The sequence below is a fragment of the Cupriavidus sp. FW306-1B-F12B genome, from assembly GCF_058781795.1.
In genome coordinates this window covers 83,644-106,285 of the sequence record NZ_JBYSXC010000010.1, presented here as the reverse complement: position 1 = coordinate 106,285, position 22,642 = coordinate 83,644, and the positions used below count along the sequence as shown (strand labels likewise).

Sequence of the window (22,642 nt, the reverse complement as noted above, 5' to 3'; positions counted from 1 at the left end):
TTGTGCGCATTATAGCGGTCGCCGCCATCCCGGGGGCGCCGTGGCCGCGCGAGCCGGACCTACCGGAGACTTTGGATGGCCTTAGCTGCCTTGCCGGCAAGCCGGCGCGACGACTATCGCGCCCTGTATGAATCCTTCCGCTGGGAAATCCCCCCGCATTTCAATATCGCCGAGGCCTGCTGCGGGCGCTGGGCGCGCGACCCGGCCGCGATGGACCGCATCGCGGTCTATACCGAGCACGAGGACGGCCGCCGCAACGCGCATACCTTTGCCCATATCCAGGCCGAAGCCAACCGCCTGTCGGCGGCGCTGCGCGCACTGGGCGTGGCACGCGGCGACCGCGTGGCGATCGTGATGCCGCAGCGGATCGAGACCGTGATCGCGCATATGGCGATCTACCAGCTCGGCGCCATCGCCATGCCGCTGTCGATGCTGTTCGGGCCCGAGGCGCTGGCCTACCGTATCGCACACAGCGAAGCCAACGTGGCGATTGCCGACGAGACTTCCATCGACAATGTGCTGGCCGCGCGCCCGGAATGCCCGACGCTGGCCACCGTGATTGCCGCCGGCGGCGCGCATGGCCGCGGCGACCACGACTGGGAAGTGCTGCTGGCCGCGCAGCTGCCGACTTTTGTCGCCGAGCAGACCAAGGCCGACGAGGCCGCGGTGCTGATCTACACCAGCGGCACCACCGGCCCGCCCAAGGGCGCGCTGATTCCACACCGCGCGCTGATCGGCAACCTGACCGGCTTCGTCTGCTCGCAGAACTGGTATCCGCAGGACGACGACGTGTTCTGGAGCCCGGCCGACTGGGCCTGGACCGGCGGCCTGTGGGATGCGCTGATGCCGGCGCTGTATTTCGGCAAGCCCATCGTCGGCTACCAGGGCCGCTTCTCCGCCGAGCGCGCCTTCGAGCTGCTGGAGCGCTACGCCGTCACCAACACCTTCCTGTTCCCGACCGCGCTCAAGCAGATGATGAAGGCCTGCCCCGAGCCGCGGCAGCGCTACGACATCAGGCTGCGTGCGCTGATGAGCGCGGGCGAGGCCGTGGGCGAGACCGTGTTCGGCTGGTGCCGCGATGCGCTGGGCGTGATCGTCAACGAGATGTTCGGCCAGACCGAGATCAACTACATCGTCGGCAACTGCACCGCGCAGAACGACGACGAGCAGCTGGGCTGGCCGGCACGGCCGGGCTCGATGGGGCGTCCCTATCCGGGCCACCGCGTGCAGGTGATCGACGACGAAGGCCGGCCCTGCGCGCCGGGCGAGGACGGCGAGGTCGCGGTATGCGCCACCGACAGCGCCGGGCATCCGGACCCGGTGTTCTTCCTCGGCTACTGGAAGAACGAGGCCGCCACCGCGGGCAAGTACGCCGAGCGCGATGGCCTGCGCTGGTGCCGCACCGGCGACCTGGCGCGCGTCGATGCCGATGGCTACCTGTGGTACCAGGGGCGTGCCGACGATGTGTTCAAGTCCTCGGGCTACCGCATCGGGCCGAGCGAGATCGAGAACTGCCTGCTCAAGCATCCGGCGGTGTCCAACTGCGCCGTGGTGCCCTCGCCCGACCCCGAGCGCGGCGCCGTGGTCAAGGCCTTCGTGGTGCTGACGCCGTCGGTGGCGCGCTCGTTCGACGGCGACGCGGCGCTGGTCACGGAGCTCCAGGCGCATGTGCGCGGCCAGCTGGCGCCGTATGAATACCCGAAGGCGATCGAGTTCATCGACCAGCTGCCGATGACCACCACCGGCAAGATCCAGCGGCGCGTGCTGCGCTTGCTGGAGGAAGAGCGCGCGGGCAAGCGCGCCTAGGCAGGAAAGACCCGCTCGCAGAGGAAATCGACCAGCGCCCTCACCTTGGGCGAGGGATGCCTGCTCGCCGGCCAGAGCACGTGAAAGGCCTTGGCCGGCCCCACATGGCCAGCCAGTACCTGGCACAGGCTGCCATCGGCGAGCTGCTCGCGGATGGCGAAATCCGGCAGGCAGGCAATACCCAGGCCGCGCAGCGCAAAACACAGGCGCGTCTCGATGTTGTTGCAGATCATCGATGTCGGCAGCGCCAGCTCGGCCTCGCCCGGCGCGCGCCGCAGCGGCCAGGCCTCGAGCTTGCCGGTGTGGGGAAAGCGGTAATGCAGGCAGGCATGCCCGGCCAGGTCGGCAGGCAGCTTCGGCGTGCCACGCTGCGCGAGGTAGCCGGGCGATGCCACCAGCATCGCCTGGAACGCACCCAGCCTGCGCGCCGACAGGCGCGAGTCGGCGGGCTCGCCGGTGCGGACCACCGCATCGAAGCCCTCCTCGATGACATCGACCAGCTGGTCGGTGAAATCCAGGTCCAGCTCGATGTCCGGATACGCGCGCATGAAGTCGCCCAGCACGGGCAAGACCAGTGAACTGACCAGCGGCAGGCTCACCCGCAGGCGGCCGCGCGGCGCCGCGGTGGCTTCGGCCAGCTCCAGCTCCGCCGCTTCGATCTCGGCGAGCACGCGGCGGCTGCGCTCCAGGAACAGCGTGCCTTCGGCGGTCAGCGTCACGCTGCGCGTGCTGCGGTGGAACAGCCGTACGCCGAGCCTTTCTTCCAGCCGCGCCACGCTCTTGCCGACGGCGGAGGCCGACACCCCAAGCAAGCGCCCTGCTGCGACAAAACTGCGGGTCTCGGCCACCTGCACAAACACTGCGAAGCCACTGAGGCTGTCCATGATGCCCCCGATTGCGGACACAAAGTTCCGGAGAAAAAGGAACTGTAGCCCACTTTTTCTTTAATGGCCGGGTCCTTATCGTGAGCGGGTGGTTCATTGAACAAGGATTCGCTGTGTCCCTCCCCACGATTGCACCGCCCCCGGGCGTGTCCCCTGCATTCCCCGCGCCCCTGAGTGCGCGCATCGACGCCGTGGTCCGGCAGGCGCTGGAGCAACGGCGACTGGTCGGCGCCGTCGTGCTGGTCAGCCGTGACGGCGAACTGGTCCACCAGCAGGCGGCAGGCCTGGCCGATCGGGAAAGCGGACAGCCGATGCGCATGGATGCGGTCTTCCGGCTGGCTTCGGTAAGCAAGCCGATCGTCTCCGTGGCGGCACTGGTGCTGGTCGCACAAGGCCGTCTCGAGCTTGACCAGGGTATCGACCGCTGGCTGCCTGAATTCCACCCGCGCCTTGCCGATGGCCGACCGGCACGTATCACGGCGCGGCAGCTGCTCAGCCATACCGCGGGGCTGGGCTATCGCTTCTTCGAGTCCGATGAAGACGGACCCTATGCGCGCGCCGGCATCTCCGACGGCATGGACGACACCACCATCAGCCTGGCGGAAAACCTGCGGCGCATCGCCAGCGTGCCCTTGCTGTACGAACCGGGTACCGCGTGGGGCTACTCGCTCGCGACCGACGTGCTGGGCGCACTGATCGAGCGCGTCCATGGCACGCCGCTGGACATGGCCGTGAGCCAGCTGGTGACCGGCCCGCTGGGCATGGCCGACACCGGCTTCGTGGCACGCGATGCGCACCGCGTGCCGACCCCGTATGTGAATGACAGCCCGCACCCGCACCGCCTGCGCGAAGGCGAAACCGTGCCCGTGCTCGAAGGCACGGTTGGCATTCCCTACAGCCCCGCACGCATCTTCAATGCGCAGGCCTTCCCCTCCGGCGGGGCGGGCATGGCGGGCACGGCGCACGACTTCCTGCGCCTGCTGGAGAACTTGCGCCAGGGCGGCGGCGCGTTGCTGCCATCCGCCCTGGTCGAGGACATGGCGCGCAACCAGACTGGCGGCCTGGACCTGCCCGATGCGCCGGGAACCGGCTTCGGGCTGGGCTTCTCGGTGCTGCGCGATCCGCGCCGGGCGGGCTCCCCGGAAGCTGCCGGCACCTGGCGCTGGGGCGGCGCCTACGGCCACGCCTGGTTCGTCGACCGCAGCCAGGGGCTGAGCGTGGTGGCGTTCACCAACACGCTGTACGAGGGCATGTCCGGCCGCTTTGTCACCGACCTGCGCGACGCGGTCTACGGTGTCGCCCCCACAGCCGCGTAACCATCCAAGCAACACATCACCCCCTTATCCAGGCGCCAACATGACCACAGCCACCAACTCGCTTGCGAACAATGCACAGCCGGACGCGCAGCCTGCGCGGCTACCGCTTCCGGCACTGCTTGCGCTTGCCGTCGCAGGCTTCATCACCGTCCTGACCGAGGCCTTGCCGGCGGGGCTGCTGCCGCAGATCGGCGCGGGCCTTGCCATCTCCGAGCCGCTTGCCGGCCAGCTCGTCACCATCTACGCCTTCGGTTCACTGGTGGCCGCCATGCCGCTGACGGCGGCCACGCAAGGGCTGCGGCGACGGCCGCTGCTGCTGCTTGCGATCGCGGGCTTTGCCGTCGCCAACGCCGTGACGGCCTGGTCCGGCAACTATGTCCTGACCATGGCGGCGCGCTTCCTTGCGGGGGTCTCGGCCGGACTGCTGTGGGCGCTGCTGGCTGGCTATGCCGCGCGCATGGTTCCCGATCACCTCAAGGGTCGTGCCATTGCTGTCGCGATGGTTGGCATCCCCCTGGCCTTGTCGCTGGGCGTGCCATCCGGGACCTTCCTCGGTGCGCTCATGGGCTGGCGCGCGTGCTTCGGCATCATCAGCGTGCTGACGCTGGGACTGATTGCCTGGGTGCTGGCCAGCGTGCCGGATTTTGCCGGCCAGCCCGCCGGCCAGCGGCTGCCGATCGCGCGCGTGTTCACCGTGCCGGGCGTGCGTCCGGTGCTGTTCGTGACGCTCGCCTTCGTGCTGGCGCACAACATCCTCTACACCTATATCGCGCCGTTCCTGCGAGCCGGCAACGCCGGGGCACGGCTTGACCTGGTCCTGTTCGTGTTCGGGCTGGCCTCGCTCGCCGGCATCTGGATCACCGGCGTGCTGATCGACCGGTGGCTGCGGGCGCTGACGCTGGCCAGCACGCTGCTGTTCGGGCTTGCGGTGGTGGCGCTTGGGGCCGGAGGCGGGCACCCGGCCGTGGTCTATGCCGCGGCCGCGATCTGGGGCCTGGGCTTCGGCGGCGTTTCCACGCTGTTCCAGACGGCGCTGGCGAAGACCGCCGGCAAATCCGCGGACGTGGCCCAGTCGATGCTGGTCACGGCCTGGAACATTGCCATCGCCGGCGGCGGCGTCATCGGCGGGATGCTGCTCGATGGCGTCGGCATCGGCGCATTCCCGCCCGTGCTGGCTGCCCTGCTCGCCGCAACCTGGCTGGTGGTCTGGTCGGCGCGCAGGCATGGCTTTCCCGCGCGCGGCTGAGGTGTGGGACGGCAAGCCTAACCGGCCGATGCCTCCAGCCAGGCCAGTTCGTCTTCATCGAAGCCCGCAGCGCGCCGCGCCTCGAGATTGAACGGCCCGCGCAGCTTCGGCGCGCGGTACTGCCCGGCCAGCTGCGCGTAGGTGGCAACGGGGTCCAGGCCGCGCCGCGCGCACAGCCAGCGGTACCAGTGGTTGCCGATGGCGACGTGGCCGACCTCGTCGCGCAGGATGATGTCGATGATGGCCGCGGCGGCGTGGTCGCCGGCGCCGGCGAGCCTGGCGCGCACCGGCGGCGAGGCATCGAGCCCGCGCGCCTCCAGCGTGCGCGGCACCAGCGCCATGCGCGCGAGCACGTCGCCGGCGGTCTTGTCGGTCATCTCCCACAGGCTGTCGTGGGCAGGGAAGTCGCCATAGGCCGCGCCCAGCGTGCCAAGGTGGTCGGCCAGCAGCGTGAAGTGGTACGCCTCTTCATCGGCCACGCGCAGCCAGTCGCGGTAGTAGCCGGGCGGCATGCCGGCGAAGCGCCAGGCCGCGTCCAGCGCCAGGTTGATGGCATTGAACTCGATATGGCACAGCGCATGGATCATCGCCGCGCGCCCGGCCGGGGTATGCAGCGAGCGGCGCCGCTCGACGTCCTGCGGCGCCACCAGCGGCGGCCGCGCGGGGCGGCCGGGGATGGCCTGGCCGGCACCGGCCTGGATCGCCTCGCCGGCGGCAAGCGCCTCGTCCGGCAAAGTTGTCACATGGCGGTAAAGTGCCCGCGCCGCCATGGACTTTTCCCGGGGATCCGTCATGCACAGCACCACCAGCGCCTGCTGGCGCGGCGAAAGTGACGGTTCAGGCGAGGCGGCGGCGGGTGTTTTTTCTGGCATGAGCGTAAAATCCGGGTCTGCCGCCATTGTAGGGCCTGGCCGGTGCCCGACTGCCGGGCAAGCCGCGCAGTCGCCGTGGCGCCGCGCGCCCGCCCCCCACCCTGGCCCTTTAAAGTCCGGCGGCAACCCCCACTTCAACAAAAGCCTTTCGTGCAGGAGACCTCATGGCGCTTTACCAGCTCGGCGACGTCAAGCCCAATATCGACAGCGATGCCTACGTGGCCCCCGAAGCCACCGTCATCGGCAACGTGACCCTCAAGTCCCGCGCCAGCGCCTGGCCCGGTGTCGTGATCCGCGGCGACAACGAACCGATCGTGGTGGGCGAGGACACCAACATCCAGGAAGGCTCGGTGCTGCATACCGACCCGGGCTGCCCGCTGACCCTGGGCGACAAGGTCTCGATCGGCCACCAGGCCATGCTGCATGGCTGCACCGTGGGCGAAGGCTCGCTCATCGGGATCCAGGCCGTGGTCCTGAACCGCGCCGTGATCGGCAAGGAATGCCTGGTCGGCGCCGGTGCCGTGGTGACCGAAGGCAAGGTCTTCCCGGACCGCTCTCTGATCCTGGGCGCGCCGGCCAAGGTGGTGCGCCAGCTGACCGACGCCGACGTCGCCAACCTGTACCGCAACGCCGAGACCTACGCCACCCGGCAGGCCATGTACAAGCAACAGCTCAAGCGGATCGGCTGACGACCGCGGCGGCACCTACCGAATCATCGACAGATTATTGTGACCGATACCACCACCCCCGACACCCTGCAGAAATTCCTGTTCGACGCGGCCCCCGTGCGCGGCGAGCTGGTGCGCATGGAAGCCACCTGGCAAGAAGTGCTGGGCCGCCACAGCTACCCCGCACCGGTGCGCCGGCTGCTGGGCGAGATGATGGCCGCCGCGGCGCTGCTGTCGGCCAACCTGAAGTTCAACGGGGCGCTGGTGATGCAGCTGCACGGCGACGGCCCGGTGCGCATGCTGGTGGTGGAATGCCTGTCCGACCTGTCGATGCGCGCCACCGCCAAGCTGGCCGAGGACGCGCACATCGCCGACGACGCCACGCTGGCGCAGATGGTCAACGCCCACGGCCACGGCCGCTTTGCCATCACGCTGGACCCGAAGGACAAGCTGCCGGGCCAGCAGGCGTACCAGGGCATTGTGCCGCTGGCCGACGCGCACGGCCCGCTGGCCTCGATCAGCGCCGTGCTGGAGCACTACATGCAGGCGTCCGAGCAGCTCGACACGCGCCTGTGGCTGGCGGCGGACGACCACGTCGCCGCCGGCATGCTGCTGCAGAAGCTGCCGGCCTACGGCGGCACCGCGGAAGTCGGCGAGACCGGCGCGCCGCTGGCCAGCCATGTCCGCGCGCAGGACCTGGACACCTGGGACCGCGCCGTGCAGCTGGGCGCCACGCTCAAGGCCGACGAACTGCTGGCCGAGACCCCCGACACCCTGCTGCGCCGCCTGTTCTGGGAAGACCTGCAGGCCGCCGGCCTGCGCGTGTTTGAGCCGCTGACGCCGCATTTCCATTGCTCCTGCTCGCGCCCCAAGGTGGCGGGCATGCTGCAGTCGCTGGGCCAGGAAGAGATCGAAGGCATCATCGCCGAGCGCGGCCAGGTGGAGATCCACTGCGACTTCTGCGGCCTGCGCTATGAGTTCGATCCGGTCGACTGCGCCCAGCTGTTCTCGGCCACCCATGTCGCCACCGGCGCCGGTGCCGGCGCGCAGCAGCACCACTGAGCGGCGGGCGCGGGGCGGCACGGCGGAAACAACCGCCTTGCCGTCCTGTCCAACGGCTGTACGATGGCAGCATCCAGCTGCCGCAAGCAAGCCTGAGTACAGCCATGTCCGCCCGAGCCACCCCCTCCCTGCCTGAATCCCCTGCCATCGTGCCGGCCGTGCTGCGCGCCATTGCCGCCTGCGCCGCGACCGGCGCACTGCTGCTGGCCACAGGCTGCGCTGAGCTGCCGCGCGACGCCAACGGCTCGCCGCCCACGGCGCGGCTGGCGCCCAACGCCATCCCGCCAGCGCCGCTGACGGCCGACGACAAGCAGAAGCTCGACACGCTGAACCAGGAGATTCTGCGCGAGCAGGCCGCCGCGATCGCGCTCGACCAGCAGGCCGCGGCCGCGCGCGCGGCTTATGGCTATCCGAACACCAGCTGGAACCTGTATTACGGGGGATGGGGTGGCGGCCGCTGGGGCGGCGGCGTCAGCGTCGGCATGCCCGGCTGGGGCTGGGGCGGTTATCCGTACGGCTGGTGGTGACAGGCAGGCGGCGGGCTGGATCCAAGTCCACCGACAGCGAGAGGCAAGACGCCCCTTAGTGGCCGCCTCTTCCGGCGACCGAATTCGCCGGCGGCGGCAACGGCGGCGTGGCGCTGACCTTGGGCGCCGGCGCGACAAACTGCACGAAGACCTCGCCTTCCCTCACCATGCCCAGCTCATAGCGGGCACGTTCCTCGATCGCGCCGGTGCCGTCCTGCAGGTCGGCGACTTCGCCTTCCAGCTTGGCGTTGCGCAGCTTGAGCGTCTGGTTGCGGGTGCCCTGCTCGGTCAGTTGCCGGTTCAGGTCCCATACGCGCAGCCATCCGCCCTTGCCCAGCCAGAGTGGGTACTGGATGGCAAGCAACAGCACGAACAACAGCAGCGAGATCAGGCGCATGAAAGATGGCGGACAGGAAATTCCGCACAATGATCTGCGAACTCAGCCTAGAAGGCAATTGCCAGGCAGATTTCGATACAAAAACGGCGGCGGCCAGGGAATCCCTGGCCGCCGCCATTCCATCCGCTTGCTGCCGCTCCCGCGCAAGCGGGAACGGCGGGGCAAGGTGTCAGCGCAGGTTGTAGAACGCGCCCTTGCCCGGGTAGCTGGCGATATCGCCCAGGTCTTCCTCGATGCGCAGCAGCTGGTTGTACTTGGCCATGCGGTCCGAGCGCGACAGCGAGCCGGTCTTGATCTGGCCGGCGTTGGTGCCCACGGCGATGTCGGCAATGGTGCTGTCTTCGGTTTCGCCCGAGCGGTGCGAGATCACGGCGGTGTAGCCGGCGCGCTTGGCCATCTCGATGGCAGCAAAGGTTTCGGTCAGCGTGCCGATCTGGTTGATCTTGATCAGGATCGAGTTGCCGATGCCCTTCTCGATGCCTTCCTTCAGGATCTTGGTGTTGGTGACGAACAGGTCGTCGCCCACCAGCTGCACGCGCTTGGCCAGCTTCTCGGTCAGCGTCTTCCAGCCGTCCCAGTCGCCTTCGGCCATGCCGTCCTCGATCGACACGATCGGGAACTTGTCGCACAGGTTGGCCAGGTAGTCGGCGAACTGGGTCGACGACAGCTTCAGGCCTTCGCCCTCCAGCTGGTACACGCCTTCGCCTTCGTGGTAGAACTCGCTGGCGGCGCAGTCCAGCGCCAGCAGCACGTCTTCACCGGCGCGGTAGCCGGCCTTCTCGATGGCCTGCACGATGGTGTTCAGGCATTCCTCGTTGGACGAGAAGTTCGGGGCGAAGCCGCCCTCGTCGCCCACCGCGGTGGACATGCCCTTGTCGGCCAGGATCTTCTTCAGCGCGTGGAAGATCTCGGCACCGCAACGCAGCGCTTCGCGGAAGCTGGTCTGCGACACCGGCATGACCATGAATTCCTGGATGTCCAGGCTGTTGTTGGCGTGCGCGCCGCCGTTGACGATGTTCATCATCGGCACCGGCAGCTGCATCGCGCCCGAACCGCCGAAGTAGCGGTACAGCGGCAGGCCGGCTTCTTCAGCGGCGGCCTTGGCCACGGCCATCGACACGGCCAGCATGGCGTTGGCGCCCAGGCGGCCCTTGTTCTCGGTGCCGTCGAGGTCGATCAGGGTGCGGTCCAGGAAGGCCTGCTCGGAGGCATCTAGGCCCATGATAGCTTCGGAGATTTCGGTGTTGATGTGCTCGACAGCCTTCAGCACGCCCTTGCCCAGGTAGCGGCTCTTGTCGCCGTCACGCAGCTCGATGGCTTCGCGCGAACCGGTCGACGCGCCCGACGGCACTGCCGCACGGCCCATCACGCCGGATTCCAGCAGCACGTCGCATTCGACGGTGGGGTTGCCGCGCGAGTCGAGAACCTCGCGACCGATGATATCTACGATTGCACTCATGAATTCCTCTCTGACTGTTGATTCTTGCTGCTGCTGATTACTTCAACCTGTGCCCGTGTCAGGCGCATGTCAAACTGCCCGACAACCCTCAGGCAGCGCCTTCCACCACGATCATGTTCATCTTTGCCGCGTGCTCGCGCGCCTTGCGGGCGGCGCGATAGGCTTCGCCGTCGTGGAACGACTTGGCGGCTTCATAGCTGGGGAATTTCAGCACCACGACGCGGGCCGGCGCCCACTCGCCTTCCAGCGGCTCGGTCTTGCCGCCGCGCACGAGTACCTCGGCGCCATGGATCTGCATGGCCTTGCTCGAGAGCACCTTGTATTCCTCGTACTGCTGGGGGTCGGTCACGTCGACGTAGGCGATGATAAAGCCCGCGGCCATGGAGAATCTCCCGATTTTTTGTATTGTCTTTCGATATGGTTTGTCACCACCGGCATTGCGGTGGTGACAAAACCGGGCCGGCTCAGGCGCAGGCCGGCCAGCCGAAGTTGTCTTCCAGGAAGCCGGCGCGCTTGACCAGCGTGTCCAGGTCCTTGAGCACGGCCAGCAGTTCCTTCATGCGCGACAGCGGCACCGCGTTGGGGCCATCGGACATGGCCTTGCTCGGGTCCGGGTGCGTTTCCATGAACAGGCCCGCGATGCCGGTGGCGACGGCGGCGCGCGACAGCACCGGCACGAACTCGCGCTGGCCGCCCGAGCTGGTGCCCTGGCCGCCCGGCAGCTGCACCGAGTGGGTGGCGTCGAACACCACCGGGGCACCGGTCTCGCGCATGATCGCCAGCGAGCGCATGTCGGACACAAGATTGTTGTAGCCGAACGAGACACCACGCTCGCAGGCCATGAAGACATCGTCAGGCAGACCGGCTTCGCGCGCGGCGTCGCGCGCCTTGTCGATCACGTTCTTCATGTCGTGCGGCGCCAGGAACTGGCCCTTCTTGATATTCACCGGCTTGCCGCTCTGGGCGCAGGCACGGATGAAATCGGTCTGGCGGCACAGGAAGGCCGGCGTCTGCAGCACGTCGACCACGGCGGCGACGGGCTTGATCTCGTCGATCTCGTGGATGTCGGTCAGCACCGGCACGCCGATCTCGCGCTTGACCGTCGCCAGGATCTCCAGGCCCTTCTCCATCCCCAGGCCGCGGAACGACTTGCCCGAAGACCGGTTGGCCTTGTCGAACGACGACTTGTAGATGAACGGGATGCCCAGTTCAGCGGTGATCGCCTTGAGCTCGCCGGCCGTATCCAGCGCCATCTGCTCCGACTCGATCACGCACGGACCCGCGATCAGGAAGAACGGCTTGTCGAGGCCGGCCTCGAATCCACAGAGTTTCATGACTGTCTCTCCTGCTTGCCGCCGGGGCTTACGCGCCCTTGCGCTGCTGGCTGGCCAGCGCGGCTTCGACGTAGGCCTTGAACAGCGGGTGGCCGTCGCGCGGCGTCGAGGTGAATTCCGGGTGGAACTGCACGCCGACGAACCAAGGGTGCATCGACTCGGGCAGCTCCATCATTTCCGGCAGGTTCTCGGTCGGCGTGCGCGCCGAGATCACCATGCCGGCCTTTTCCAGCGTCGGCACGTAGTGGTTGTTGACCTCGTAGCGGTGACGGTGGCGTTCGTTGACCTCGGCACCGTAGATCGTCGCGGCCTTGGTGCCTTCCTTGACCGGCACGCGCTGGGCGCCCAGGCGCATGGTGCCGCCCAGGTCGGAATCGGCCGAGCGCTGCTCGACCTTGCCTTCGCGGTCGACCCACTCGGTGATCAGCGCGACCACGGGGTGTTCGGTTTCCAGGTTGAACTCGGTCGAGTTGGCATCGGTCATGCCGGCCAGGTGGCGGGCAAACTCGATCACGGCCAGCTGCATGCCCAGGCAGATGCCCAGGTACGGGATCTTGTTCTCGCGGGCGTACTGGATCGCGCGGATCTTGCCTTCCGTGCCGCGCTTGCCGAAGCCGCCCGGCACCAGGATGGCGTCGAGGGGGGCCAGCACTTCGAGGTGGCCCGATTCCAGTTCCTCGGAATCGATGTACTCGATGTTGACGCGCGTGGCGGTGTGCATGCCGGCGTGGCGCAGCGCCTCGATCAGCGACTTGTACGACTCGGTCAGGTCGACGTACTTGCCGACCATGCCGATGGTGATCTCGTGCTCGGGATTTTCCTGGGCATTGACCAGCTTCTGCCACATCGACAGGTCGGCCGGCTTGGGATCCAGGCGCAGCTCCTCGCAGATCAGACGGTCCAGGCCCTGCTCGTTGAGCATCTGCGGGATCTTGTAGATGCTGTCCGCATCCCACACCGAAATCACGGCGTCTTGCGGGATATTGGCGAACAGCGAAATCTTGGCGCGCTCGTCGTCAGGGATCGGGCGGTCGGCGCGGCACAGCAGCGCGGTCGGCGAGATGCCGATTTCGCGCAGCTTCTGCACCGAGTGCTGGGTCGGCTTGGTCTTGAGCTCGCCGGCGCTGGCAATGAACGGCACCAGCGTCAGGTGCACGAAGGCGCAGTGGTTGCGGCCCATGCGCAGGCTCATCTGGCGCGCGGCTTCCAGGAACGGCAGCGATTCGATGTCACCCACGGTGCCGCCGATTTCGACCAGCGCCACGTCGGCCTTGCCGTCGTGCGACGCCGCGGCGCCCTTCTCGACGAAAGCCTGGATCTCGTTGGTGATATGCGGGATCACCTGCACGGTCTTGCCCAGGTATTCGCCGCGGCGCTCCTTGCGGATCACCGATTCGTAGATCTGGCCGGTGGTGAAGTTGTTCGACTTGCGCATCTTGGCCGAGACGAAACGCTCGTAGTGGCCGAGATCCAGGTCGGTTTCAGCACCGTCTTCCGTGACAAACACCTCGCCATGCTGGAAAGGGCTCATCGTGCCGGGATCGACGTTGATGTAGGGATCTAGCTTGAGGAGGGTGACTTTGAGGCCGCGCGACTCAAGAATGGCCGCGAGCGAGGCAGCAGCGATGCCCTTGCCGAGAGAAGAGACGACGCCACCGGTGACGAAGACGAATTTGGTCATAAACCGAGCTTGCCGGGGAAATCGGGATTATACATGAGAGCCCGATTCCCGCCGACCCGGAAATTGTGACAGCACCCCTCCTCGGCGGGGCTGCAACAGGCTTTCCCGGTGCGTTGCGGCGCATGCGCCGCACCCCGCCTCAGCGCCCCTCGCGGCGCATCGCGCCGATCAGGTCGCGCACCAGCTGCGCCGTCTCCTGCGGCCGCTCCATCGGGTACAGGTGGCCGCCCTCGATAAAGCGCAGGTTCGGGCCGACCAGCTTGCGGGTGGCACCCAGCCCGCACTGGCGCACCTCGCGCGAACGCGTGCCGGCGACAAAGCCGACCGGCACCGGAGCGCCGCGCGCCACCTTGCGCCCCAGGCTGGTCGGCAGCGTGCGGTAGATCCAGTATTCGACCTCGCGGTCAAAGCGCAGCCGCCGCTCGTTGTCCTTGCCGGTCGGCTCGGTGCCGTGGATGGCGTAGTCGCGCAGCACCTCCTGGTCCCACACCGCGAAGTTGGGCTTGGCGCGGAAGTGTTCCCAGACCGCCTCGGCGTCCGGCCAGTGGGTGCGCCGGTTTTTGGTCACCGCCGCCGGGCCGGGCTTTTCGTCCATGCCGAACATCTGGGCGGTCTTCAGCAGCGACGCGCGCCAGCCGGCAATGATCGGCGAATCCAGCATCACCACGCCGCGCACGCGCTCCGGGCGCCGCAGCGCCGCCATCAGCGACAGGAAGCCGCCCAGCGAATGGCCCACCAGCCACACCGGCTCGTGGTACTGGCGGTCGATCTCACCGAGCAGCTCCTCCACCAGGTGCGGCCAGCCGCGCGTCACCGGGAATTCAGGCTTGTGCCCGTAGCGGTCCACGGCGCGGAATTCGAAGTCGCCGTCCAGTTCGCCGAACAGCTTGCGGTAGGTGGTCACCGGAAAGCCGTTGGCATGCGAAAAATGAATGATCTCGCGCATCGCTTGTTTCCTCGCCCGGCCCTCAGTCCTGGGTACGCGACGGATTGCGCTTGGCGCGCACCGGCTGGCCCCAGCGGTCGGCCTCGCCGGGACGCGCCAGCGAGAATTCGGCGGGCGCGCCGGGATCCCACTCGGGATTGTGGATCTCGCCGAAGACCTGGCGCAGGCGCTGCCCCCAGGTGTCGCGGATCATGCGGAAGTAGGCGTTGCGCTCGTCGATGTTGACGAAGCGCGTCACGCACAGCGTATCGGCCTCATAGACCAGCAGGTCCAGCGGCAGGCCGACCGAGATATTCGACTTGAGCGTCGAATCCATTGAGATCAGCGCGCATTTGGCCGCCTCGGCCAGCGGCAGCGACGGGTGCACCACGCGGTCGACGATGGGCTTGCCGTACTTGGCCTCGCCGATCTGGAAGTAGCAGTTCTCGGGCGTGGCCTCGACAAAATTGCCGGCCGCGTAGATGTTGAACAGCCGCACGCGTTCACCGCGCACCTGGCCGCCGAAGATCAGGCTGACATTGAATTCGATGCCGGCATCGCGCAGCGCATGCGCATCGCGCTTGTGCACCTGGCGCACCGCCTCGCCGACGATGGAAGCGGCCTCGAACATGTCGCGCGCGGTCCACAGCGAGCGCTTCTCGTCATGGTTCTCGGCCAGGATCTGGCGCACCGACTGGCTGATCGCCAGGTTGCCGGCGGTCATCAGCACCATCACGCGGTCGCCGGGCTCTTCGAACACCGTCATCTTGCGCGACGTGGAGATGGCATCTACCCCCGCATTGGTGCGGGAATCGGACAGGAATACCAGGCCGGCATCCAGCCGCATGGCTACACAGTAAGTCATGGTCTTGTTTTGGTGTGCTTTGCGGCGGCCGGAAGTGGCCAGCCGATGGCCTGCATACCCCGGATTCTAGCGCCGGTATCGCGGCACAGCCCCCTGTCTGGAATCAGGCACCTAATCAGGTAAAAAGCGGCGTGATACTCACATTGACTTCAAGCGTCTCGCCGGAACCCCCTTCCAGGATGCCCCTGACTGGTGCAGCCGACGCATAATCGCGCCCCACCGCGAGGCGTATATGACGCTCGTCGGTCAGGCAGCCGTGGGTGATGTCGACGCTGCACCACACCTCGCGCGCCGGGTCCAGGCATACGTCGGCCCAGGCATGGCTGGCCATCTCGATCGCGGCCGGATCGTAGAAGTATCCGCTCACATAGCGTGCCGGGATACCGAGCGCCCGGCACGCCGCCACCATCACCTGCGCCTGGTCCTGGCACACGCCGCTGCCCAGGCTGAAGGCTTCGGCCGCCGAGGTGCCGACGTCGGTGGTGTTGGGCTTGTAGCGCACCCGCTCCGCAATTCCCTGGGCCAGCGCCAGCAGCGCCGGAATCTCGTGCCCGGCCGCCAGGAACGGTGCGGCAAACGCCTGCATCTCCGGCGGTGCCGAGGTCAGTGGCGTGCTGCCGAGGAAGTACAGCGGCGACACCCGGGATTCGCCGGGGGGCGGAGCGTCGCAGAACGCATGGTGGCCGTCCCGGTCGAGGTCGCCATGCGGCGGCAGCACTTCCACCTCGCCGCTGGCTTCGATCGAGATGGTGCCGGTCGGTCCGGCCACCGTGAAGTTGTGCACGATATTGCCGAAGCCGTCGCGCGCCGCCGACGGATTGCCAGGCGCGACCAGTTGCCAGCGGTGCACCGTCTGCAGCGGGCCCGAACGCGGCTCGAGCCGCACTTCGTGCACGCTGCGGCGCACCGGCTCGGCGTAGCGGTAAACAGTATGGTGGTGGATCTTGTATTTCACGGTATCAGGGCGCGGCGGCGGCACATGGAGCCTGCCGGCGGCCCATTTCAGGCAGCCAGCAGCGGCACGAGGAAGTCCCGGCTGATGCCATTGCCGAGATCGCCGATGCGCTCCAGGAAGCTGGTCAGGTACGCGTGCAGGCCGACCGCGAAAATATCGTCGATGCGCGCGTACTTCAGGTCGGCGTGGAGTTTACCAGCCTGGCGCTCGGTTTCCGCTGATTGCTGGTTGCGCACCGTATGCAGGATGGCCACCACCTCGTCCATGCTCGACACCAGCGAGCGCGGCATGTCGGGCCGCAGGATCAGCAGCTCGGCCACGCGCTGCGGCGTAATGACCGCGCGATAGACCTTGCGGTAGACCTCGAAGCCCGATACCGAGCGCAGCACCGCGGCCCAGTGATAGAAATCGTTCTGGTCGCGGTTGGCATCGCTCTCGTCGCTGCCCGATGCCTGGAACTTGACGTCGAGGATCCGCGCGGTGTTGTCGGCGCGCTCCAGGAATGTGCCCAGCCGCATGAAGTGGAAGGCATCGTCCTTGAGCATGGTGCCGAACTGGACCCCGCGCGCCAGGTGCGAGCGGAACTTGACCCATTCAAAGAACGCCGACGGGTCTTCCTTCAGCACGCCGTCGGCGATCAGGCGCTGCACCTCCAGCCAGGTGGTGTTGACGGTCTCCCAGACCTCGGTGGTCAGCGAGCCGCGCACCGCGCGCGCGTTCTCGCGCGCCGCGCGCAGGCAGCTCATGATGGACGAGGCGTTGGTCATGTCGCGCACCATGAAGTCGATCACATCGTCGCGCGACAGCAGTCCGTACTTGTGGTCGAAGACGTCGGTCAGCTCGGAGATATCGAGCATGGCCCACCAGCCCTGCTCGGCCACCTCGGCCGATTGCGGCAGGAGCGAGGTCTGGTAGTTGACGTCGAGCATGCGCGCAGTGTTCTCCGCGCGCTCGGTGTAGCGGGCCATCCAGAACAGGTGGTCGGCGGTGCGGCTCAGCATGTGGGCTCTCCTGGCGTGGCGGCGGTCGCCATGGCGGTCGTTGCGGCGGTCATCACGTGGTTCGCGTTCATCGTTCCAGCACCCAGGTGTCCTTGGTGCCGCCCCCTTGCGAGGAATTCACCACCAGCGAGCCTTCGCGCAGCGCCACGCGGGTCAGCCCGCCTGGCACCATGCGCACCTCCTTGCCCGACAGCACGAACGGGCGCAGGTCGATATGGCGCGGCGCGATGCCCGACTCCACATAGGTCGGGCAGGTCGACAGCGCCAGCGTCGGCTGCGCGATGTACTGCTCCGGGCGCGCCTTCACCACTTCGCGGAAGGCATCGATCTCGGCCCGCGTGGCGGCCGGGCCGACCAGCATGCCGTAGCCGCCGGCGCCGTGGGTCTCCTTGACCACCAGTTCTTCCATATGGTCCAGCACGTACTGCAGGTCGTCCGGGCGCCGGCACATATAGGTCGGCACGTTGCTGAGGATGGCCTCTTCGCCCAGGTAGAAGCGGATCATGTCGGGCACGTACGGATAGATCGACTTGTCGTCGGCCACGCCCGTGCCGATGGCGTTGCAGATGGTCACGTTGCCGGCGCGGTAGACCGACAGCAGGCCGGCCGCGCCCAGCGAGGAGTCGTGGCGGAACACCAGCGGGTCGAGGAAGTCGTCGTCGACGCGGCGGTAGATCACGTCGACGCGCTGCGGGCCCTGCGTGGTGCGCATGAACAGGTGGTCGTCCTCGACGAAGAGATCGCTGCCTTCGACCAGTTCCACGCCCATCTGCTGCGCCAGGAAGGCATGCTCGAAGTAGGCCGAGTTGTACATGCCCGGCGTCAGCACCACCACGGTGGGATCGGCAATGGCCTGCGGCGACACCCCGCGCAGCATGTCGAGCAACAGGTCAGGATAGTGGGCCACCGGCGCCACGCGGTTGCGCGCGAACAGGTCCGGGAACAACCGCATCATCATCTTGCGGTTTTCCAGCATGTACGACACACCCGAGGGCACGCGCAGGTTGTCTTCCAGCACGTAGAACTCGCCCTCGCCGGCGCGCACCACATCGATGCCGGCCACGTGCGCATAGATGTCGTGCGGCACGTTGACGCCTAGCATCTCGGGCCGGTACTGGGCGTTGTTGTAGATCTGGTCGGGCGGGATCACGCCGGCGCGGATGATGTCCTGGCCGTGGTAGATATCGTGGACAAAGCGGTTGAGCGCGGCCACGCGCTGGCGCAGCCCTTTTTCCAGCAGCGCCCATTCGCTGGCCGGGAAGATGCGCGGGATCACGTCGAACGGAATGGTGCGTTCGGTGCCGCTGTTGGCTTCATCCTTGTCGCCGTAGACGGCAAAGGTAATGCCCACGCGCCGGAAGATCAGGTCGGCCTCGGCGCGCTTGTTGCCCATCGTGCCTTCAGACTGCCGCGCCAGCCAGTCAGCGAAATGCCGGTAATGCGCGCGCACCGCGCCTTCAGGCAATGCCTGCCCCGCCTGGATAACCCATTGCGCCCTGTCCGTGCGCCAGTCCAGCATCTCGTCGAAATACCGCCCCGCCATGATGGCCGTTCCTCCATGTCGCGGGCTTCCGGTGCTACCGCTTCACTGCGACTTCGGGGTCGCTACCGGCTGCCCTGGTTTTGCCCTGGCTTTCCTGTCCCCAGCCCGCCGCGCCTGCCCGTTCGGGACGCTCACGGCGATACTGTCGAGTCACTGGCCCTTTCAGCATACCCGTACCGGCGAAACCCGCAAGCTGGCGGGTGCCGGCCGGCACGGAAAGTGAACTAGCAAGATGTCTGCCAGCGCACGCAAAAACGGCCGCCAGCCAGGCTGGCGGCCGCTTGCGGGCTGCACGGGCACGGGGCCGGCCGGAACGGTCGGCGAGGTCAGCAGGTCAGCGCGCCGCGGCGGCGCCCTGCGGCACCGTGGCCTGCAGGATGGTGGCGACCAGCGCCTCGGGCGACTGGCGGATGTCGAGCACCAGCGCGTCGCTGGGCTCTTCCAGCGTATCGAACTGGCTTTGCAGCAGGTCGGGGTTGAAGAAGTGTTCCGTGCGCGCGGACAGGCGCGTGCCGATCAGCGATGCATCGCCCTTCATGAAGACGAAGGTCACGCCGCCGTCGGGCGGGGTCAGCCGGTCGCGGTAGGCCTGGCGCAGTGCCGAGCAGGTGAACACATGGGTGCGGCCTTCGGCCCGGGCCGCGTCGATGGCTGCGCGCATGGCCGCCAGCCACGGCCAGCGGTCTTCGTCGGTCAGCGGGACGCCGGCGTGCATCTTGGCCTTGTTGGCGTCGCTGTGGAATGCATCGGCGTCATGGAAGCCGCAGCCCAGTCGCTGCGCCAGCAACTGGCCGACCGTGGTCTTGCCGCTGCCGGAAACGCCCATCAGGATATAGATCATGTCTGCTCCGTCGGTCTTGGTATCGGATGGTGTCGCCATCCTTGTCTGTCCTTGTCGGTCCAGCTGGACGTCCTTGCGGCGGCGCAAAGACGCCCGGGGGCGCTGCCGCCCCGCAGGGAACTTCAGGGGAAAATCGGCCTCAGGCCTGGCTATTGTGCGACGGTTTGCGCCGCTGCGGTACGTTGGCGCCCGCCTGCGCCGGCCCCGGCATCCGCCTCGGACAGGTCAAGTGCGCTGCCGCCCTCTTCCGCGATGCGCGCGTGGCGCCGGAACAGGCCGAACAGGCCGCGCCCCAGGCTGAATTGCGCGAAATCGTCGTCCGGCGCCGCGGCCAGCTCGCGCGCCGCGAATTCGCCTTCGTCGCCCAGCCACTGCAGCGTGCCGGCAACGGCATCGACACGGATGCGGTCGCCGTCGCGCACGCGCGCGAGCGCGCCGCCGGCCAGCGCCTCGGGGCCGACGTGGATCACCGCCGGCACCTTGCCCGACGCGCCGGACATGCGGCCGTCGGTCACCAGCGCCACCTTGTGGCCGGCGTCCTGCAGCGCGCCCAGCACCGGGGTCAGGCGGTGCAGCTCGGGCATGCCGTTGGCATTCGGCCCCTGGAAACGCACGACCGCGACCAGGTCGCCGGTCAGCTCGCCCGCATCGAAGGCCGCCTGCAGCGCCTCTTGCGCATCGAACACCCGCACCGGGGCTTCGACCACGCGGTGCTCCGGCGCCACCGCCGAGACCTTGATCACGCCGCGGCCCAGGTTGCCCTGCATCAGCCGCAGCCCGCCCTCGGCCGAGAAAGGCTCCGCGGCCGTCGCCAGCACCTGTGCGTCGCCGCTGTGCGCCGCGCCGTCGCGCCAGCGCAGCACGCCGTCGGTCATCACCGGTTCCTGCGCATAGCGGGCCAGCCCGGGGCCGGCCACGGTCTGCACGTCCTCGTGCAGCAGGCCGGCCTGCAGCAGTTCGCGGATGACGAAACCGGCGCCGCCCGCGGCATGGAAGTGGTTCACATCGGCCGAGCCATTCGGGTAGACGCGCGCCAGCAGCGGCGTGATGCGCGACAGCAGGTCGAAATCGTTCCAGTCGATGACGATGCCCGCGGCGCGCGCCATCGCCACCAGGTGGATGGTGTGGTTGGTGGAGCCGCCGGTCGCCAGCAGGCCGACCATGGCGTTGGCAATGGCGCGTTCGTCAACAATGCGCGCCAGCGGCAGGTATTCGTCGCCGCGCGCGCGCAGGGCGATCGCGCGTTGCGCGGCCGCCGCGGTCAGCGCATCGCGCAGGCCGCTGTCCGGGTGCACGAAGGCCGCGCCCGGCAGGTGCAGGCCCATGATTTCCATCAGGAACTGGTTGCTGTTGGCGGTGCCGTAGAAGGTGCAGGTGCCGGCGCCGTGGTAGGCCTGGCATTCGGCTTCGAGCAGCGCGTCGCGCCCGACCTGGCCGGTGGCGTAGAGCTGGCGCACGCGCGCCTTCTCCTTGTTGGGCAGCCCGCTGGCCATCGGGCCCGCCGGCACGAACACCATCGGCAGGTGGCCGAACTGCAGCGCGCCCATCAGCAGGCCGGGCACGATCTTGTCGCACACGCCCAGCATCAGCGCCGCATCAAAGGTGTTGTGCGACAGCGCCACCGCGGTGCCCATCGCAATCGCATCGCGCGAGAACAGCGACAGCTCCATGCCCGGGTTGCCCTGCGTGATGCCGTCGCACATCGCCGGCACGCCGCCCGCCACCTGCGCCACCGCGCCCACCGCGCGCGCGGCCTCGCGGATCACGGCGGGGTAGCGCTCGTACGGCTGGTGCGCCGACAGCATGTCGTTGTACGCGGTGACGATGCCCAGGTTGGGAGCATGGTCGACGCGCAGCTTCAGCTTGTCGTTGGCCGGCAGTGCGGCAAAGCCGTGCGCCAGGTTGGCGCAGGACATGCCGCGCAGCGGCCCCAGTTCAGCCTGGGCGCGCTCGCAGCGGGCAAGGTAGGCGGCGCGGCTGGCGCGGCTGCGCGCAACGATACGCTCGGTGACGGCAAGAAGCTCGGCATGGACGGCAGAAGGCATGGCGGAGACGTTCCTTGTGGGCTTGGTGGCGGCGCGGCAATACCGCGCCATCGATTGTAGATTTTCTACAGATCACCGCCATTATACCGAGCGCGAGCACCCCGTCGACCCGCTAATGCATCACAATTGCGCAGAAATTCCCGAAATCATGGCAAACCCCGAGGGCGGACGATGCACCATTTCGGGCAAGATGCGGCGCCATCCGATGTAGAATCTCTACATATCCGCAACCCCAGACACTGCCTCCCTGCCGCCATGCGCGACCGAATCCTAGCCGTCTACGACACGCTCCGCCCTTCTGAACGCCGCCTGGCCGACTATGTCGCCCGGCATGGCGCCGCCGTGATCCGGCTGTCGATGCCCGAGCTGGCCGAGCGCGCCGGCGTGTCGCAGCCCACCATCGCGCGCTTCTGCGCGGCGCTGGGCTACGACGGCTTCCGCGAATTCAAGCTGCAGTTCGCGCAGAACGTCGGCGGCGGCACACCCTTCGTGCACCAGGATGTCGCGGCCGACGACCGCCCCGCGGACATCGCCGGCAAGGTCTTCGACCGCACCATTGCCACGCTGATGAGCGTGCGCAACGCGCTGTCGGCCGACCAGATCGAGCATGGCATCCAGCTGCTCGCCGGCGCGCGCCGTATCGAGTTCTACGGCTGCGGCAACTCCGGCATCGTCGCGCTGGACATCCAGCACAAGTTCTTCCGCCTGGGCATGCCGACGGTTGCGTATTCCGACCCGCACGTATTCAGCATGTCGGCCGCGCTGCTCGCCCGTGGCGACGTGGCCGTGCTGGTCTCCAACAGCGGCCGCACCTGGGACATGCTGACCGCTGCCACGCTCGCGCGCAGCAGCGGCGCCAGCGTGCTCGCGATCACCCATAGCGGCTCGCCGCTGGCGCGGCTGGCCGACGTCTGCGTGTTCTCCGACGTCGAGGAAGACAGCGAGGTCTACACGCCGATGACCTCGCGCATCAGCCACCTGGTGCTGGGCGACGTCCTGGCCGCAGGCGTGGCGCTGGCGCGCGCCGACACCGTCGCGCCGCGCCTGCAGCGCGCCAAGGCGCATCTGCGCGAACGGCGCATCGCCGGTGCCGAGCCGGCCCGGCCAGTACCGCCGGCACGAAACCGTGCCAGGCCCGTCGTGGCCGAGCCAGCCCCGCCCGCGCCGCCCGCCACCCGCACGCGCCGCCGCAAGGCCAGCTGACTCGATAGTGTT

The 22,642-nt window shown here is 68.0% G+C and carries 22 protein-coding genes; 8 read left to right on the top strand and 14 right to left on the bottom strand.

Translation table 11 applies throughout. From position 1 onward, the window contains the following. The first annotated feature begins 75 nt into the window (after positions 1-75). The gene (locus AC3WLE_RS18060) at positions 76-1,806 is read left to right on the top strand and encodes an acetate--CoA ligase (RefSeq protein WP_492340249.1); all 1,731 of its coding nucleotides are present in this window, start codon (positions 76-78) and stop codon (positions 1,804-1,806) included. On the opposite strand, the gene AC3WLE_RS18055 is transcribed toward AC3WLE_RS18060, so the two are convergent. Further along, a complete protein-coding gene (locus AC3WLE_RS18055) occupies positions 1,803-2,690 on the bottom strand; it encodes a LysR family transcriptional regulator (protein WP_492320827.1) in 888 nt (295 codons plus the stop codon). The genes AC3WLE_RS18060 and AC3WLE_RS18055 overlap by 4 nt on opposite strands. A 113-nt stretch (positions 2,691-2,803) precedes the next feature. On the opposite strand from AC3WLE_RS18055, the gene AC3WLE_RS18050 reads away from it, so the two are divergent. Both AC3WLE_RS18050 and AC3WLE_RS18045 read left to right on the top strand, forming a co-directional pair. Then, a complete protein-coding gene (locus AC3WLE_RS18050; RefSeq protein WP_492320828.1) occupies positions 2,804-4,006 on the top strand; it encodes a serine hydrolase domain-containing protein in 1,203 nt (400 codons plus the stop codon). Between the two features lie 40 nt (positions 4,007-4,046). Continuing rightward, complete coding sequence (locus AC3WLE_RS18045; RefSeq protein WP_492356917.1) at positions 4,047-5,252, top strand: MFS transporter; 1,206 nt, start codon at positions 4,047-4,049, stop codon at positions 5,250-5,252. A gap of 17 nt (positions 5,253-5,269) precedes the next feature. Here AC3WLE_RS18045 and AC3WLE_RS18040 read toward each other — a convergent pair whose 3' ends face one another. Then, on the bottom strand, positions 5,270-6,151 hold the full coding sequence (locus AC3WLE_RS18040; protein ID WP_492356916.1) for a ferritin-like domain-containing protein: 882 nt from the start codon (positions 6,149-6,151) through the stop codon (positions 5,270-5,272). Positions 6,152-6,288: 137 nt separating this feature from the next. Between AC3WLE_RS18040 and AC3WLE_RS18035 the strand changes: the two genes are divergently transcribed. From AC3WLE_RS18035 to AC3WLE_RS18025, 3 genes are all read left to right on the top strand, one after another. Beyond that, complete coding sequence (locus tag AC3WLE_RS18035) at positions 6,289-6,813, top strand: gamma carbonic anhydrase family protein (RefSeq protein WP_010808992.1); 525 nt, start codon at positions 6,289-6,291, stop codon at positions 6,811-6,813. Positions 6,814-6,852: 39 nt separating this feature from the next. Further along, positions 6,853-7,854: an Hsp33 family molecular chaperone HslO gene (hslO, locus tag AC3WLE_RS18030; protein ID WP_492320831.1), complete on the top strand. Its 1,002-nt coding sequence runs from the start codon at positions 6,853-6,855 to the stop codon at positions 7,852-7,854. 104 nt (positions 7,855-7,958) lie between these two features. Continuing rightward, on the top strand, positions 7,959-8,381 hold the full coding sequence (locus AC3WLE_RS18025; protein WP_492320832.1) for a hypothetical protein: 423 nt from the start codon (positions 7,959-7,961) through the stop codon (positions 8,379-8,381). A 55-nt stretch (positions 8,382-8,436) separates the two neighbouring features. Here the strand turns inward: AC3WLE_RS18025 and ftsB are convergent, their stop codons facing one another. From ftsB to edd, 12 genes are all read right to left on the bottom strand, one after another. Further along, on the bottom strand, positions 8,437-8,778 hold the full coding sequence (ftsB, locus tag AC3WLE_RS18020; protein WP_010808995.1) for a cell division protein FtsB: 342 nt from the start codon (positions 8,776-8,778) through the stop codon (positions 8,437-8,439). Positions 8,779-8,947: 169 nt separating this feature from the next. Then, positions 8,948-10,237 (bottom strand): phosphopyruvate hydratase, encoded by a 1,290-nt coding sequence (gene eno / locus AC3WLE_RS18015; RefSeq protein WP_492320833.1) that lies wholly within the window; start codon positions 10,235-10,237, stop codon positions 8,948-8,950. Positions 10,238-10,325: 88 nt separating this feature from the next. Then, on the bottom strand, positions 10,326-10,619 hold the full coding sequence (locus AC3WLE_RS18010) for a DUF1330 domain-containing protein (protein WP_492320834.1): 294 nt from the start codon (positions 10,617-10,619) through the stop codon (positions 10,326-10,328). An 82-nt stretch (positions 10,620-10,701) separates the two neighbouring features. Beyond that, positions 10,702-11,571, bottom strand: coding sequence for a 3-deoxy-8-phosphooctulonate synthase (gene kdsA, locus AC3WLE_RS18005; RefSeq protein WP_035822887.1), 870 nt, complete (start codon positions 11,569-11,571; stop codon positions 10,702-10,704). 28 nt (positions 11,572-11,599) lie between these two features. Further along, positions 11,600-13,252: a CTP synthase gene (gene pyrG / locus AC3WLE_RS18000; RefSeq protein WP_492320836.1), complete on the bottom strand. Its 1,653-nt coding sequence runs from the start codon at positions 13,250-13,252 to the stop codon at positions 11,600-11,602. A 139-nt stretch (positions 13,253-13,391) separates the two neighbouring features. Next, on the bottom strand, positions 13,392-14,198 hold the full coding sequence (locus AC3WLE_RS17995; RefSeq protein ID WP_010809000.1) for an alpha/beta fold hydrolase: 807 nt from the start codon (positions 14,196-14,198) through the stop codon (positions 13,392-13,394). A gap of 22 nt (positions 14,199-14,220) precedes the next feature. Then, entirely contained in the window at positions 14,221-15,042 is an 822-nt protein-coding gene (locus tag AC3WLE_RS17990; protein WP_492320837.1) for a proteasome-type protease, read from the bottom strand. A gap of 115 nt (positions 15,043-15,157) precedes the next feature. Further along, the gene (locus AC3WLE_RS17985) at positions 15,158-15,997 is read right to left on the bottom strand and encodes a transglutaminase family protein (protein ID WP_492320838.1); all 840 of its coding nucleotides are present in this window, start codon (positions 15,995-15,997) and stop codon (positions 15,158-15,160) included. Positions 15,998-16,044: 47 nt separating this feature from the next. Then, positions 16,045-16,998, bottom strand: coding sequence for an alpha-E domain-containing protein (locus tag AC3WLE_RS17980; RefSeq protein ID WP_010809003.1), 954 nt, complete (start codon positions 16,996-16,998; stop codon positions 16,045-16,047). A gap of 67 nt (positions 16,999-17,065) precedes the next feature. Next, a complete protein-coding gene (locus tag AC3WLE_RS17975; protein WP_492320839.1) occupies positions 17,066-18,541 on the bottom strand; it encodes a circularly permuted type 2 ATP-grasp protein in 1,476 nt (491 codons plus the stop codon). A gap of 334 nt (positions 18,542-18,875) precedes the next feature. Then, positions 18,876-19,382, bottom strand: coding sequence for a gluconokinase (locus AC3WLE_RS17970; protein WP_492320900.1), 507 nt, complete (start codon positions 19,380-19,382; stop codon positions 18,876-18,878). Between the two features lie 149 nt (positions 19,383-19,531). After that, positions 19,532-21,427 carry a phosphogluconate dehydratase gene (edd, locus tag AC3WLE_RS17965; protein ID WP_492320840.1) on the bottom strand — a complete coding sequence of 632 codons (1,896 nt, stop codon included), beginning with the start codon at positions 21,425-21,427 and terminating at the stop codon, positions 19,532-19,534. Here edd and AC3WLE_RS17960 point away from each other — a divergent pair. After that, positions 21,426-21,638, top strand: a complete 213-nt coding sequence (locus AC3WLE_RS17960; protein WP_492356915.1) for a hypothetical protein — start codon at positions 21,426-21,428, stop codon at positions 21,636-21,638. The genes edd and AC3WLE_RS17960 overlap by 2 nt on opposite strands. A 44-nt stretch (positions 21,639-21,682) precedes the next feature. Then, a complete protein-coding gene (locus AC3WLE_RS17955) occupies positions 21,683-22,630 on the top strand; it encodes a MurR/RpiR family transcriptional regulator (protein WP_492320842.1) in 948 nt (315 codons plus the stop codon). Positions 22,631-22,642: the final 12 nt, after the last annotated feature.

Coding starts and splice junctions, on each gene's coding strand:
- AC3WLE_RS18060 (WP_492340249.1), top strand. CDS start 76: ATGGCCTTAGCTGCCTTGCCGGCAAGCCGGCGCGACGACTATCGCGCC.
- AC3WLE_RS18055 (WP_492320827.1), bottom strand. CDS start 2,690: ATGGACAGCCTCAGTGGCTTCGCAGTGTTTGTGCAGGTGGCCGAGACC.
- AC3WLE_RS18045 (WP_492356917.1), top strand. CDS start 4,047: ATGACCACAGCCACCAACTCGCTTGCGAACAATGCACAGCCGGACGCG.
- AC3WLE_RS18040 (WP_492356916.1), bottom strand. CDS start 6,151: ATGGCGGCAGACCCGGATTTTACGCTCATGCCAGAAAAAACACCCGCC.
- AC3WLE_RS18035 (WP_010808992.1), top strand. CDS start 6,289: ATGGCGCTTTACCAGCTCGGCGACGTCAAGCCCAATATCGACAGCGAT.
- AC3WLE_RS18025 (WP_492320832.1), top strand. CDS start 7,959: ATGTCCGCCCGAGCCACCCCCTCCCTGCCTGAATCCCCTGCCATCGTG.
- ftsB (WP_010808995.1), bottom strand. CDS start 8,778: ATGCGCCTGATCTCGCTGCTGTTGTTCGTGCTGTTGCTTGCCATCCAG.
- eno (WP_492320833.1), bottom strand. CDS start 10,237: ATGAGTGCAATCGTAGATATCATCGGTCGCGAGGTTCTCGACTCGCGC.
- AC3WLE_RS18010 (WP_492320834.1), bottom strand. CDS start 10,619: ATGGCCGCGGGCTTTATCATCGCCTACGTCGACGTGACCGACCCCCAG.
- kdsA (WP_035822887.1), bottom strand. CDS start 11,571: ATGAAACTCTGTGGATTCGAGGCCGGCCTCGACAAGCCGTTCTTCCTG.
- pyrG (WP_492320836.1), bottom strand. CDS start 13,252: ATGACCAAATTCGTCTTCGTCACCGGTGGCGTCGTCTCTTCTCTCGGC.
- AC3WLE_RS17995 (WP_010809000.1), bottom strand. CDS start 14,198: ATGCGCGAGATCATTCATTTTTCGCATGCCAACGGCTTTCCGGTGACC.
- AC3WLE_RS17990 (WP_492320837.1), bottom strand. CDS start 15,042: ATGACTTACTGTGTAGCCATGCGGCTGGATGCCGGCCTGGTATTCCTG.
- AC3WLE_RS17980 (WP_010809003.1), bottom strand. CDS start 16,998: ATGCTGAGCCGCACCGCCGACCACCTGTTCTGGATGGCCCGCTACACC.
- AC3WLE_RS17975 (WP_492320839.1), bottom strand. CDS start 18,541: ATGGCGGGGCGGTATTTCGACGAGATGCTGGACTGGCGCACGGACAGG.
- AC3WLE_RS17970 (WP_492320900.1), bottom strand. CDS start 19,382: ATGATCTATATCCTGATGGGCGTTTCCGGCAGCGGCAAGACCACGGTC.
- AC3WLE_RS17960 (WP_492356915.1), top strand. CDS start 21,426: ATGGCGGAGACGTTCCTTGTGGGCTTGGTGGCGGCGCGGCAATACCGC.
- edd (WP_492320840.1), bottom strand. CDS start 21,427: ATGCCTTCTGCCGTCCATGCCGAGCTTCTTGCCGTCACCGAGCGTATC.
- AC3WLE_RS17955 (WP_492320842.1), top strand. CDS start 21,683: ATGCGCGACCGAATCCTAGCCGTCTACGACACGCTCCGCCCTTCTGAA.